Annotated in this window: 10 protein-coding genes; 3 read left to right on the top strand and 7 right to left on the bottom strand. The window is 69.4% G+C overall.

All coding sequences use genetic code 11. The annotated features are described in order from the left end of the window. Positions 1-442: 442 nt before the first annotated feature. From AB0D57_RS18580 to AB0D57_RS18555, 6 genes are all read right to left on the bottom strand, one after another. A complete protein-coding gene (locus AB0D57_RS18580) occupies positions 443-1,498 on the bottom strand; it encodes a cellulase family glycosylhydrolase (protein ID WP_362073380.1) in 1,056 nt (351 codons plus the stop codon). Between the two features lie 526 nt (positions 1,499-2,024). Next, positions 2,025-2,273 carry a hypothetical protein gene (locus tag AB0D57_RS18575; RefSeq protein WP_362073377.1) on the bottom strand — a complete coding sequence of 83 codons (249 nt, stop codon included), beginning with the start codon at positions 2,271-2,273 and terminating at the stop codon, positions 2,025-2,027. A 501-nt stretch (positions 2,274-2,774) separates the two neighbouring features. Continuing rightward, entirely contained in the window at positions 2,775-3,929 is a 1,155-nt protein-coding gene (locus AB0D57_RS18570) for a hypothetical protein (protein ID WP_362073373.1), read from the bottom strand. Beyond that, positions 3,923-4,747, bottom strand: a complete 825-nt coding sequence (locus tag AB0D57_RS18565) for a hypothetical protein (RefSeq protein WP_362073370.1) — start codon at positions 4,745-4,747, stop codon at positions 3,923-3,925. The genes AB0D57_RS18570 and AB0D57_RS18565 overlap by 7 nt, the downstream gene beginning before the upstream one ends. Then, on the bottom strand, positions 4,744-5,559 hold the full coding sequence (locus tag AB0D57_RS18560; RefSeq protein WP_362073367.1) for a VWA domain-containing protein: 816 nt from the start codon (positions 5,557-5,559) through the stop codon (positions 4,744-4,746). The genes AB0D57_RS18565 and AB0D57_RS18560 overlap by 4 nt, the downstream gene beginning before the upstream one ends. Before the next feature lie 48 nt (positions 5,560-5,607). Continuing rightward, on the bottom strand, positions 5,608-7,647 hold the full coding sequence (locus AB0D57_RS18555) for a PQQ-binding-like beta-propeller repeat protein (protein WP_362073364.1): 2,040 nt from the start codon (positions 7,645-7,647) through the stop codon (positions 5,608-5,610). Positions 7,648-7,809: 162 nt separating this feature from the next. On the opposite strand from AB0D57_RS18555, the gene AB0D57_RS18550 reads away from it, so the two are divergent. Further along, entirely contained in the window at positions 7,810-7,938 is a 129-nt protein-coding gene (locus tag AB0D57_RS18550; RefSeq protein WP_362073361.1) for a hypothetical protein, read from the top strand. Between the two features lie 95 nt (positions 7,939-8,033). Here AB0D57_RS18550 and AB0D57_RS18545 read toward each other — a convergent pair whose 3' ends face one another. Next, positions 8,034-9,983, bottom strand: coding sequence for a serine/threonine-protein kinase (locus AB0D57_RS18545; RefSeq protein WP_362073358.1), 1,950 nt, complete (start codon positions 9,981-9,983; stop codon positions 8,034-8,036). 304 nt (positions 9,984-10,287) lie between these two features. Here AB0D57_RS18545 and AB0D57_RS18540 point away from each other — a divergent pair, with 304 nt between their 5' ends. Further along, positions 10,288-11,037 carry an SDR family NAD(P)-dependent oxidoreductase gene (locus tag AB0D57_RS18540; RefSeq protein WP_362073355.1) on the top strand — a complete coding sequence of 250 codons (750 nt, stop codon included), beginning with the start codon at positions 10,288-10,290 and terminating at the stop codon, positions 11,035-11,037. A 394-nt stretch (positions 11,038-11,431) separates the two neighbouring features. Continuing rightward, positions 11,432-12,322: an alpha/beta hydrolase gene (locus AB0D57_RS18535; protein ID WP_362073352.1), complete on the top strand. Its 891-nt coding sequence runs from the start codon at positions 11,432-11,434 to the stop codon at positions 12,320-12,322. The last annotated feature ends 5 nt before the right edge of the window (positions 12,323-12,327 follow it).

Here is a 12,327-nt window from a genome sequence, read left to right as displayed (position 1 = left end):
GAGGTGCTGGACCGGTATCTGCACCACCTGCCAACAGCCCCTACCCAGCAGGACACCCACCACGCCAAGATCGAGACAGACCTAACGGAGTCCTACTAGGGGTCGGCCTGCGCGCGCGGCTGCCGTTCCGGGTGACGCAGTCGGGCGATCACCTGATCGTCGACGTCGCGCACTCCTGGAACGCCACCTCTTAGCCGGCTCCCTCGGCCCGTACCGCACGGCTTCCCGGACCGGTGCCGAAGGCCGTGCGGTGCCCCCCCGGCCCGGAACTCCGGGGCAAAGCCGCGCCCGACGGTCGGTGGTGTCTCCCCCACCCCACGGGTGCCGGAAACCGCCAACACTTCGGGCCGAAGTGTTGGCGGTTTCTGAGAAAGGGTCCCCTGCGGCGGATCGGCCCACAGCGCCGGCGTGCGTGCGGAGCCTCCACGCGCCGGAGACCGGGTCAGCGCTGGACGGGCTTGCCGCGGCCCCAGGCCCAGGCGAGGCGGTCGGCGCCGGACTGGTTGGTGGTGGCCAGCCAGGGGCGGGCGGGGTCGCCGGTCAGGGTCTGCAGTGTGTAGGTGTCGTCGGTGCGCAGGCCGGGCCAGTACACGGAGCCCATCTTCAGCTCGCGGAAGGTGTCGGTGACGGCCTGGACGTAGTTGACGAAGTTGTTGGAGACATCCGGCTTGTTGTAGTCGAAGCCGGTGGTCATGGGGGCGCCGAACTCGTCCGCGACGGTCCGGTTCGCGCAGTCGCCGATGCGCACCTTCAGGTCGGCCACCCACTGGTCGTAGGTCGCGTACTCCTTCCAGAACCCGTAGTGGTGCAGCGACAGGTAGGTGCCCTTCAGGCGCGGGTCGGCGCAGACGGAGGTGACATGGTCGTTGTAGCCGGCGCCGCTGACGAACACCCGGTTGCGGGGGACCGACGGGTAGGTCTCGAGCCACTTCGCCGCGATGTCGGCCCACTCGGTGTCGGTGTAGCCGTGGGGCTCGTTCATCGGCTCGAAGTAGACGTGCTTGTCGTTCTTGTACGCCTTGACCACGGTGTTCCACATGGGCCAGTAGGTGGCGGTGTCGTCGATGAAGCCGTCCTTGCGGGTACCCGTCCCCTCCCAGTAGGAGACGATGACCTTGAAGCCCTTGTCCGACGCCGCGTCGATGACTCCGCGGTACGACTTCCAGTAGGAGCCGTTGGCGGTGTACGGGTTGATGGGCAGCCGTACGGTGTTGGCGCCGAGGTTCGCGCGGAAGGCCGAGATGATCCGGCTCGCCTTGGCGTAGGTCTGGGCGTAGCTGTCGGAGGTCGACAGACCGGACAGCACGATGGGGTCGTCGGCGAAGTTGTCGCGGGGATCGGCCCAGTTCACGCCCTTGAACTGGGTCGTGTCGGTGCTCGGCGCGGCGGAGGCGGGGCTGGCGGCGAGGGTCGTGCCGCTGGTCCCCGCGATCAGGATCGCCACGACGGCGGCGCGCAGGCGGGGGGTGAAGCGGGTGCCGGCGGAGGTTTTGCGCATCAGCGTGCCCTTTCGGAAGATGACGACTCGGCGCATGGCGGAGCCCGCGCGTGGCTGAGTGGCCGTCGGAAGGTGTGCCGGGCTTGACGGTTGGTGTCGGCTCGCCGTCGGGGGCCCGGTGATGGCCGGTGGTGGGGTGCACCGGTGGGCTTGGCGTGAGGGGTCGTCAACTGCTTGCCGGGGAGCGTGTACGAGGGCGGTTTAACTCGGTCGTGTGATGGTCGGCTTCCGGGCTTGCGGCGGCCTGGGCCGTCCGGGTTAACGTGATCGTGCGATCTGGGACGCCGGGTACGGCGCCAGCGTGCGGGGCCCCTGCTCCACCGGAGTGATGGTTCAGGGCCTCTCCGTCGCCTCTGGCCGTACCCATATGGCCAGGTCGCACAGGGAACTGGCCTCCCGGGCCCGGACCACACACAGGATGCGTGTCGCCGCCCCGGGGTTGAGTACGCCGGGGACCAGTGCGCCCAAGACCGTTCGGGGCGTGCGGCTGAGCGGACTCACTCCCGCTCAGTCCAGAGGAACGGTCCTACGTGAGGGCGGCGGCCTCCTGCCAGGCACCGAGACCGTCCCACAGGCAGGTGCCGCCGACGTGGGTCTTGTCGGTGGTGGCGGGGCAAGAAGGCGTGAGCAAGGCGAGGTTGTTCTTGCCGGCACCGGTGCCGGGGTCGGCACCGGTGCCGACCTCCGGGCGCGCTGAGCCCTCGCCTGCGGCGCTGTGACCATCGTTGCGTTCCTCCCTGCTCCACCGACCGCAGTGCGGTGTTTGCGTAAACATGCTTCGGGAGAAACGTTGACCGAGGCTGGGACCCGGGGCGATGTTTACGTAAACATTGCGGCGCCGGAATCGTGGCATCCGACACGGAGATCGTCAAGGTTTCGCGCACGTAACGTCGTTGGCGTGGTGTGGCAGGTTTCCCGAGTCGCGGGTCGGTCACGCTGGACCACCGCTCTTTTGCCGGTGCCGCTGAGGTCGTCGAGCAGGTGTTGCTGGACCCATCGCGTCGCTGCCGGCCAGAAGTCGGGCCGAGCCAGTCCCACCCCGCCGCATGCCAGGGCGATGGCGAGGACGACGGCGAGTATGCGGATCCGCAAACGACGCGGGCTGCCTGTGGTCCCGCCGGTGCGAGCCGCGGGGCGGCTGGTCGTGTGCACGTACGAGCCCGTCGTTGCCGGGGCGGGCTCGTACGTCCGCTCGGGCCTCGGCCGGATGAGGGAGGGCTCGGGTTCCAGCGGGGCGGGGTGGAACCTGGGCCGTACGTCTGGCGGTGCCACCGGCTCAGGGCTGGGGACGGCTGAGCGCCGACGTGGGTCCGCTGCCAGGTCGTCGAGTTCCGGAACGGGCCGTTGGCTGCCTCGCGGGGCTGGCTCGGGCCGCCATCCCAGCCCGCGCACGAACTCTTGGGGTGTTTCCACCTCGATCCGGGAGGGCGTCGGCCATCGAGCCGAGCATGCCGTGCAGGCGGTTGGCTGTGTCGCGCACTCGAGGACGTGGATGTTTCAGCAGTCGCTCCCAGCGCTCCGACGCGACGGGATTGCGGAAGTCGCGCCGCGAGAGCAGGAGGTGGTCCGCTCCCGGACGGTGCAGCTCTGTCCACAGCTCCGGGGCTTCGCTGAGCATCACGAGGGCACTGTGGATCACTTGTGAGGGGAAGCGGTCACGGTGCATCGCGGCAGTTCCGTCCTGCGGTGGCAGGTTGACCGACATGGTCGTGCTGTCGGTGATGAACGTGCTGATGTGGACCGCGGAACCGCGGATGTGGGTGCTGGTGCCGTCGTCCACTCCCCATTCGTCCCTGCGGGGCAGCCGGAAGTCGGGGTGTCCGTCCTCGCGGCGTGGCAGGCATGAGTAGGTGGGCACGGTCATGGCGTCGTAATCCACGAAGCGGATCGCTCCGTTCGGCAGCACGAGTACGTTGCCGCTCTGGAGGTCCCCGTGACTGATGCCGCAGCGGTGCATCTGATAGACGGCGGCGGCGAACTTGCGTGCTGCGCGGGTGAACTGGGAGGCGAGGTCCGCGGGGTTCTCGTCGATCAGCCGGTCTATCCAGCCTGTGATGCGCTGACCGGGGATCCACTCCATGAGGACGACGGGCCACCAGTTACCGCCCACATAGAGTCCCCGCTCCAGGTAGTGCACTTCCGCGTGCCAGGGGGCTCGTACGGAGGAAAGGCAGGCGCTGATCTGCTCGTAGCGGTGGCGGCGGTCCGGCTCATCCCGCAGGAAGCATTTCAGGGCCCAGCTTCGGTTGTCGTCCGGATCGTCGAGTCGGTAGACGGCGCCGAAGCTTCCTCCGTTCGCACCGGGTTGTCCGTCCGCGCCCCTGCGTGGTGTGGCACGCGTGAGCCGGGGGTCTTGCGCGAACCGGTGCAGCTGGCCAACGGTGTTCTGATAGTCGGACAGCGTCGGCCGCTGTCCGCCGGGCGTCAGCATGACAGGCACTCCGCCCGCAGTACGGTGATGTCGTCGTCCTGCAGATGGTGCGCCTCGCGCTGCGCGTGTACCCAGGAGTTGAAGACGGACGCCGGCTGCTCGCAGAGGTTGTCGAGTTGCGACCAAGGGTGTTGGCTGCCCGACAGGCAGCGTCCACACCAACGGGCGAGTGCGTCGGTCATGAGGTAGAAGACGTCACCGGGGATCCATGAACCGTTGCTCGTCATCGCGGGCTTGGTGGCTCCGGCCTTACCGGGGGCCGCCGTGACGACTGCCGGGTTGCGACGCGACACCTGAGTGGGGAAGGCGGCCAGGGCGCTGCCGTCGCGTACCTGGAAGAGGCAGGAGTCGCCGACCGCCACTGCCTGCCAAGTACCTGATGACGCGCCATGGGTTGTCATGCCGGCGAGCGCCGCCATGGGCTGGCGGGGGTCGGCGCACAGACGAAGGGCGAGGACGGTCGCGGACGGTCCTTGGCCTATACGGTGTCGAGCGAGCCAGCTTTTGGGATCGGACGCGCTCACGGTTCTCAGCAGGGCCTGCTTGCGGCTCGGCCAGCGCAGTGCGGCGTGCGATGCGATGCGGTCGAACGCCTGTGCCTCCTGAAAGGCGCGTCCGGGTGCCACGCAGAGGTCGCGCACCAGGTGCTGTGCCCACCAGCCGCTGACGGCCGAACCGCTGGTGCCGTCCGCCACGGCGAGGCGAACCTCGCTGCCGTGTTGCTCGTGCCGAAACGGGATGGGGCCGGCCGCGTCCTCCGACGCGATGGCTTCGAGTCCGGACTTGGGTGCCTGTCGCAGGTGCTGACGGATGATCATGGCGTCCCCACGTTGAGGAACAGCATGACGGACGACATGCTCGCGTTGAAGACGAAACCGCGGGCGCCGGGTCCTACCTGCAGCCCCAGGTCGGCTGCGGTGTCCCGCATGTCCGACGGCAGGGTGTCCGACATGGAGAACAGCTTGGCGCCCATCGGCGGCAGCCCCGCGTCGGTGCTCGGGTAGCTGGTGGGGACGGCGAACTCGGACGAGATGTGCAGGTTGAACAGGAGGACCCGGCCGTCGTTGGTGCCGAGCGAACGGAGTTGCTGCGCGGGACCGGCGGGGTCGCCGTCGGTGGACTCACCGTCCGTCAGGTTGAGGACGATCGGCGGAAAACTACCGGGGTATTCGCTCACCCAGCGGTCCAGTACCCGGTGCGCGTAGCGAAACGCCTCGCACATGGGCGTCCCGCCGGCCGCGGCAGCCTCCAGCCAGATCGGCACCTCGGCGACGTGTGTGGTGGTCGTTCCGTCCGGGAGCGGATCGGTACGGCGCAGTTGCATGCTGCGAAGCCTGCCTTGGGCGAGTGCGCTCGTGGGGACGAGATCGCGGCCGGCCAGCGGTCCGCCCAGCACCGGACCGACCGTCGCTCCGTAGCCGATGACGGCGACGTGGAAGAAGTCCCAGATCTCGTCGATGCCGCGGCCACAGCGGATGATCAGCTCGCGAAGCATGCGGTTGATCGCTTCGGCTACCACGAGCTGCTTGGACTTGACGGTGTCGGGCATGGGCGCGCGCATCGAGCTGGACTGATCGATGAGAAAGACGATGCTGGCAGGGTTGGCTCGGCTGATTTCGGCGTCGTACATGGTCGGTGTCCCACTTCTCTCGCAGGTCGGCAGGTGACTTCCGGGTTGTCATCCGGGCGGGCCCCAGGCGTGCAGGAGGCCCTTGGTCAGGGCGACGTAGAGGAGGCCGTGGCCCGTGACGGGCCCGGTCGACTGGTGGCCCCCCACGTCCAGTCGGTCGAGCGTGTGGCCGTTGTCCCGGTTCAGCCGCCACATGTGCTCCGCGCCGCCGACGGCGTGGACGATGCCGCCCCGTACCGTCATGGCGTGGCTTCCGTCGCCGTCCGTCGGTGTTCGCCAGCGTTCGCTTCCGTCCGCTACGGAGAGCGCGATCACGGTGCCCTCGTGGTCGCTGCCCAGGAGCAGGTCGTCGTCGCGGACGAGGGGCGCGGTGATGGGGCAGGACGACACCTCGCGCTGCCACACCGGTTCATCGGAGCCTTGCTGGAGGCAGCGCACCGTGCCGTCGGCGCCGCCGACGCACACCCCGTGTCCGGGGACGATGACCGGAGTGCAGCCTGCCGCGTCCCAGGGGTGCTCGGGGAACTGCGTCTCGCCCGTTTCGACGTCCATGCCCACCAGGCCGCTTCGCTCGGTGGGCACCCAGAGGGTGCGACCGGTGCACACGGCGGTCGAGACGAGGGGCTCGCCGATGTCGATACGGCGTTCGACGGTTCCGTTTCGGGGTTGGTAGATCTGGAATGTGCCGTTGCCGGTGCCGGTCCACAGGCGGTCGTCGACGACGATCGGCGCCCCGAATCCGGGGTCACCGTCGAGGTCACAACTGGCGTGCTGCTGCCCTGTGTACGGGTGAATGCCGACGAGGAGGCCCTCACGGAGGGCGAACCACAGCAAGTCCTGGTGGATGACGGGGGTGGACTCGGCGGTGCCGGGGAGGGCGGACGTGTAGCCGGCTGTGCCGGTGGTCGTCGACAGGCCGTGGAGTCTGTTCCCACTGACGATCAGGATGAGGTTCTCGTGAATGAGGGGGGCGGCCAGCAGCGGACCGCTCGCATCGAACGTCCACAGCCGCTTCAGCGGTGTGGACCCGATGGAGGATCGTGCGGTGCGGCCGCCCGGAGATTCCTCCTCGCCCCTCCCGCTGGTCGGGCCGGTCTTCCCCAGCCACAGAGTGGGACTCCCGTGCTGTGAGGGGGAGGACAGTGACGACGGGCCGGCCGGGAGGTCCGAGCCGGGTGCCGCCTCGGGCTCCTCGCGCACGGTGCCCGCGTCGATCGGCGGCGGCTCCCAGGGCGTCACAAGAGGTTCTCCCTCCGGCGCCGTCGGCTCGTCCTGTGCCGACAACGCGGAGGACGCCGCCGTCCCCGCGACGAGTGCCCGGCGTACCTGGCCAGGATCCAGTACGAGCACCGAGCGCACCGCTCGCCCCTTTTCGAGCGCCTGCGTGACACAGGAGTCCCAGCCGTGCTGACAGGCGTGGGCGCGCCGCCTCCACAGGCCGCGCCGTCCGGCGAGCTTTCCCAGCCGACCGGGCCCCGGCCGCGATCCGGGCCGTCGCCGCAGACATCGTTGGACAAGTCGCAGCACGGTCATGCCTCGCACCACGGCGTCGGTGGACGCCCAGTGGCGCAGGGCCTGGTCGGACCTGGCGCGGGCCGACTTGTGCTGCATCAACGCGTCCACCAGATCGGCGACGGGATACACAGGGACGCCCGTGCAGGCGTACAGGGTGACCGCCCCCGCGGCGTACACGCTGCTGGACGCGACCAGCGCTCGATCGATGTGGGCCCTGCGCAATTCCGGCGGCAGACAGGACACGTCCGCCCAGATGACCGGGAGGCGTGAGCTCGCCCCCTGCTGTCTGCTCCCGGACGGCGCTGTATGGAGGAGTGCTCGCAGCACTTGGGCGAGATGCACGTCCACGACGACGACCCCGGAGGCCGTGAGGAAGACGTTGGACGGCTTGAGTCCGGACAGGGACAGGCCGCGCGTGTGCAGATGACGCGCGAGCTCACTCAGCTGGGACAACAGCGAGAGCGCCGCACCGCCCTGGAACACCCCGGCACTGCGCACGGCGGTATCCAGGCCGATGGCAGGCTGGGCGTAGGCCCCTTCCTCCGTGTCGGGCAGCAGCAGCTTGGTCGCCACCCACGCGCAATCGGCCTCCCTGTCGTGGCCGCCGTCGAAGGGCCCCAGACACGTGGCCTGCGGCGATCGCCGATGAGAGGTGGCATCGAGTCGGATGTCCCGAAAGGCGTCTACGGCGCATTGCATCAGCTTGCCCACCTCGAGGGCAGGTCCCCAACCGCTGTGGAGTACCTTGACTGCCGCTCGCTGTCCATCCGCCCCGACCCCGATGTAGGTGTGCCCGAGTACACCGACGCCGAGCCGGCGCACCAGTTGGAACCCGCCGACGAAATCGCCCGTCGCCTGCCGTGAGTCGCGGACCACGCTGCCCCCCTGCTCTGGTCGTACGGCTGTCAGCCCCCTGGGCCCCTGGCTCTTCAGGAGCCCCCTGTGGGCCCGAGGGTGGATCAGCCGGTCGGGGGGAGGACCAAGGCCTCCACCCGGCAACTCCAACTGCCCACATAGGCCTGCCCGTCCGCGATCACCGGCGGTGCGTGGATCGCCCCGTGCGTGCGGTGTCTCCAGCGCACGGTTCCGTCCGTGGCGGAGAACGCCGTCAGCTCGTTGCCGGCGCCGACGTAGAGCGTGCCCGCGTCGGCCACGGGGGCGGCTCGCAGCCGACCGGTGACGTCGGCCTTCCACCGTTCGGTGCCGGTGCTGGTGTCGTAGGCACGCACCGACCGGTCACCTCCGCCGACACAGACGACGGCGTCGGCGACCGCCGGGCCGACGCAGGCGGACGGGCCGCCCACGTTCCGCCACCGCTCGTTCCCGGTGCGGGCGTCGATCGCGCACAGGGTGCCGGTGCGGATGCCTACGTACAGCACTCCGCCGCTGAGCGCCGGCTCGCCGGCCATGCCCTGGAGCCGGGGGAGTGGGCCCGTATCGGATCCGTCGCACAGGGCCAGCGCGTGCAGCGTGCCTTCCCAGGCGGAGACGTAGACGGTTTCCGCGTCGACCACCGGCCGGTCGAAGACCGTGCCGTCCCTCGGCCTGCTCACCCACTGCCGCGCACCGGTATGCGTCGCGAGGCAGTGCACCGAGCCGTCGCGTGCGCCTGCGAGGACGCGGTTTCCGGCGACGGCGGGGGTGAAGACGGCGCTGTCTCCTGCCGCGTAGCGCCACTGTTCGGAGCCGTCCGCCAGGTTGAGGGCCCGCAGGGTCCGATCCGAGCAGGAGACGAACAGCAGGCCGTCTCCCACGGCCGGGGCGCATTCGATCCTGGTGCCGAGGTCGGACTGCCAGAGGGTCTTGCCGTCGGCTGCCGCCAGCATCCGCGCCGATCCGTCCAGCGAGCAGACCGCGATGCCGCCCGGCGTGGCCACGGGTGAGGCGAAGTAGCCTCGCCCGCCCAGATGGTGGCTCCAGCGGAGCCGGGGCTCGGTTGCCACGGAGTCCCGCAGTGTCGGTGGCGCGCCGGTGGGTTTCTGCTGCGGTACCAGAGCGTCCGTCCGGGCCGCGTGGTTCAGCACGTACGACCGGGCTGTGTCCGGCAGCCATGTTTCCTTGGCTGCCGGGGTGACGGGGTGGATGTTCTTGATGGCGAGCTTGCGCAGCAGATCGTCCGCCGTTATTCGGTCCGTGGGTTCTGGGCGGGTGCAGTCCTGCACCACATCTATGAGAAGGGGATCGAGTCCGGAGAATGTGTCCGCGGGAAAGCGGGCTTTTCGTCCGGCCGCCGCTTCGGAGAGGTCCCGGCGCATGACTTCCGTGCCACGTGCCGCGTAGACCAAGGTGAGCCCGAGGGCGAACATGTCGCTGGGGTGATCCGCGTCTCCGTACAACTGTTCCGGTGCCATGAAGCCGTCCGTGCCGACGCGGACGGCCGGCCAGGTGCGGGTCTGGTCGAGCCTGCGCACGATGCCGAAGTCGATGAGTCGGAGCGAGCCGTCCGCCGCGCTGAGAATCAGGATGTTGGACGGCTTGAGGTCGCGGTGGACCATTTTATGGGTCTTCAGCCGGACCAGGATCGTGGCCAGTTCGGCGGCGAAACGCAGAACCGTCGCGGTGCGCAGCGGTCCGTGCTCATTGACCAGGGAGCGCAGGTCCAGACCGGGGACGTACTCGGTGGCGAACCATGGCTTGCCACCGCCCAAGTCGTACTTCAGCAGTCGCAGGGTGCCGTAGGCGTCCATCTGCTTCAGGGCCTCCACCTCGCGGCGGAACAGGCGCAGCGCGTAGGAGTCGGTGCTGAGGTCGTCGCGAATTGTCTTCACGACCGCGAGTTCGGCTTCCGCCGATCCCCTCCTGCGGGCATTCGCCAGGTACACCGTCGCCATGCCACCGGTGCCCAGGATCGCCAGGAGCCTGTAGGGCCCCAGCCGCCTCGGATCCGTGCCCGGGCGCAAAGCTCTCATGTCCTCTCTCCCCCCGTGCTGAAAAAGGACGTTGAATCCATTCGCAGGGATTCTGTCACCGGTGGGGCCAATAGGGTGCCGAAATAAAGAGAATGGCTCGGCCCTCTGTCCATTCGATTTCTAGTTCCTATTGGGGAACTGGCGTCCGAGGTTCATATTTTCGATCGCGTTCTCTCGTGGAGCTCCTTTTCCTTTCCTTCGGGTTCGTCGGCGACGTACCTCGCGCGGGGTCTGCCCATCGGTCCCGAGTCGTGATATAAGCGGCGGAAGGGGATTGTCGTATGGCGAGAATGGGGTTCTGACTATGAGGGCTGTGGTGGTCGGCGCGTCGAGTGGTCTGGGCCGGTGCATCGGGGTCGACCTGGGGCGCCGTGGTGACCGAGTCGCCCTGCTGGCACGTCGGCACGACCGGCTGGTCGACGCGGCGAAGGAGGCGGGCGCGGACGCGCTCGCCATCGCCTGCGACGTGACCGACGAGTCGTCGTGCCGGGCAGCGGTGGAGGAGGCCGCCGCCGGGATGGGCGGGGTGGACGCGCTGGTCTACGCGACCGGCACAGGTCCCCTCGCGCCGATCGAGAAACTCGACGCCGACATCTGGCGCCGGGCCATGGACACCAATGTGATCGGCGCGGCGCTGGTCACGGGCGCCGCGCTCCCGTACCTGTCGGCATCGGGCGGCGTCGCCGCCTATCTCTCCTCGATCGGCGGGTCGCTCACGCCCTCCTGGCCGGGGTTCGCGGCCTACCACGTGAGCAAGGCCGCCCTCGAGAAGCTCGTCGAGGCGTTCCGTGTCGAGCACCCCACCGTGGGGTTCACCCGGTTCGTGGTCGGCGACTGCGCCGGCGGTGAGGGGGACGCGGGGACCGAGTTCACCAAAGGCTGGGACAGGGCGTACGCGGGTGAGGTCATGCCGGTGTGGAGGCAGCGCGGGTATCTGTCCGGTGCCCTGCTCGACGTCGAGGAATTCCTCCGTGTGCTCGACGTCGTACTGCGCTGCGGCGGCACCATCCCGGAGGTGACCGTGACACCACGCCCGCCGGTCCGGTCGGCCTAGGTCCTGTCGTCACATTCCCGTAGTCCGCCTGGAGGGCGGGCCGCGGAGCGGCTGATGTCTGCCGTAGGTGCGGCGGGTGGGGGTCCCTGCTCGAAGAGCTTGGGGGAGCGTGCATGGCGTCGCGAGGCAGACGGGAATGTGACGACGGGGCCTAGGCCCGTGGCACCACCCGGTTCCGGCCCCGTCCACTCCGTGCCGTTGTCCTCGCGTAGGAAAATCGGTCATATGTACAGAAGGAGCGTGACGCCACGGAGGCCGTGGGCACACCGTCAAGTAGCCTGAGGCGGGGCCCAGTTGACCTGCTTGATCGTTTCGTGGGGAGGGCTCGTGGGCAGGGTTCGGGCAGCGTTGTCGCGTTGTCCCGGTCCGCCGGACGGAGGGAGGGGCGAGCGCGGTGTCTGACCAGGTGCGGACGGCGGACGGGCGGCTCCTGCGGGTCGACGTCTCGGGCGATCCGTCCGGACGCCCGGTGTTCCTGCTGCACGGCACGCCCGGCAGCCGGATCGGACCCAGACCGCGGCCCATGTTCCTGTACCAGCGCGGCACCCGGCTCATCAGCTACGACCGCCCCGGGTACGGGGGGTCCGACCGCCGGCCCGGCCGCCGGGTCGTCGACGTCGTGCAGGACGTGGCCGCCGTCGCCGACGCCTTCGGGGTGGAACGGTTCGCGGTGGTGGGCCGCTCCGGCGGTGGACCGCACGCACTGGCCTGCGCCGCGCTGCTGCCGGAGCGCGTCACACGGGCGGCGGCGCTGGTCGGGCTCGCGCCGCGGGACGCGGAAGGCCTGGACTGGTTCGCGGGGATGGCGCAGTCCAATATCAGTGAGTTCCGGACCGCGTTCACCGATCCCGAACGGTTCGAGGCCGGGCTGATTCCCCGCTCGGCCGCCATCCGCAGGAACCCGGCCCGGCTGCTCGACGAGCTGCGCTGCGATCTCACCGACGACGACCGGCAGATCGTCTCGGACACCGGAATCCGCTCCATGCTGCTGCGCAACTACCAAGAGGCGTTACGGACTTCACCGTACGGCTGGATAGACGACGTACTGGCGCTGACCGGCCACTGGGGATTCGACCTGGCGGAGATCCGGGTGCCGGTGCTGTTGTGGCACGGGGCGATGGACGCCTTCTCGCCGGCGTCCCACGCCTCCTGGCTCGCCGAGCGCATCCCCCGGGCGACGGTCGCCGTCGAACCCACCGCGGCCCATTTCGGGGCGCTGCCCGTGCTGCCGAAGGTACTGAACTGGCTTCTCGCGGAGTCGCCCGCCTGGCCGGTGCCGCGGTGAACGCG

It is taken from the genome of Streptomyces sp. NPDC048275 (assembly GCF_040652275.1).
Classification (GTDB): domain Bacteria; phylum Actinomycetota; class Actinomycetes; order Streptomycetales; family Streptomycetaceae; genus Streptomyces.
Note: the sequence above shows the minus strand (reverse complement) of the source record. Positions and strands in the feature narration are given on the sequence as shown.

What these genes read in the sequence shown, in the direction of transcription:
- AB0D57_RS18580 (WP_362073380.1), bottom strand. Translation starts at nt 1,498, where the DNA reads ATGCGCAAAACCTCCGCCGGCACCCGCTTCACCCCCCGCCTGCGCGCC.
- AB0D57_RS18575 (WP_362073377.1), bottom strand. Translation starts at nt 2,273, where the DNA reads ATGTTTACGCAAACACCGCACTGCGGTCGGTGGAGCAGGGAGGAACGC.
- AB0D57_RS18570 (WP_362073373.1), bottom strand. Translation starts at nt 3,929, where the DNA reads ATGCTGACGCCCGGCGGACAGCGGCCGACGCTGTCCGACTATCAGAAC.
- AB0D57_RS18565 (WP_362073370.1), bottom strand. Translation starts at nt 4,747, where the DNA reads ATGATCATCCGTCAGCACCTGCGACAGGCACCCAAGTCCGGACTCGAA.
- AB0D57_RS18560 (WP_362073367.1), bottom strand. Translation starts at nt 5,559, where the DNA reads ATGTACGACGCCGAAATCAGCCGAGCCAACCCTGCCAGCATCGTCTTT.
- AB0D57_RS18545 (WP_362073358.1), bottom strand. Translation starts at nt 9,983, where the DNA reads ATGAGAGCTTTGCGCCCGGGCACGGATCCGAGGCGGCTGGGGCCCTAC.
- AB0D57_RS18540 (WP_362073355.1), top strand. Translation starts at nt 10,288, where the DNA reads ATGAGGGCTGTGGTGGTCGGCGCGTCGAGTGGTCTGGGCCGGTGCATC.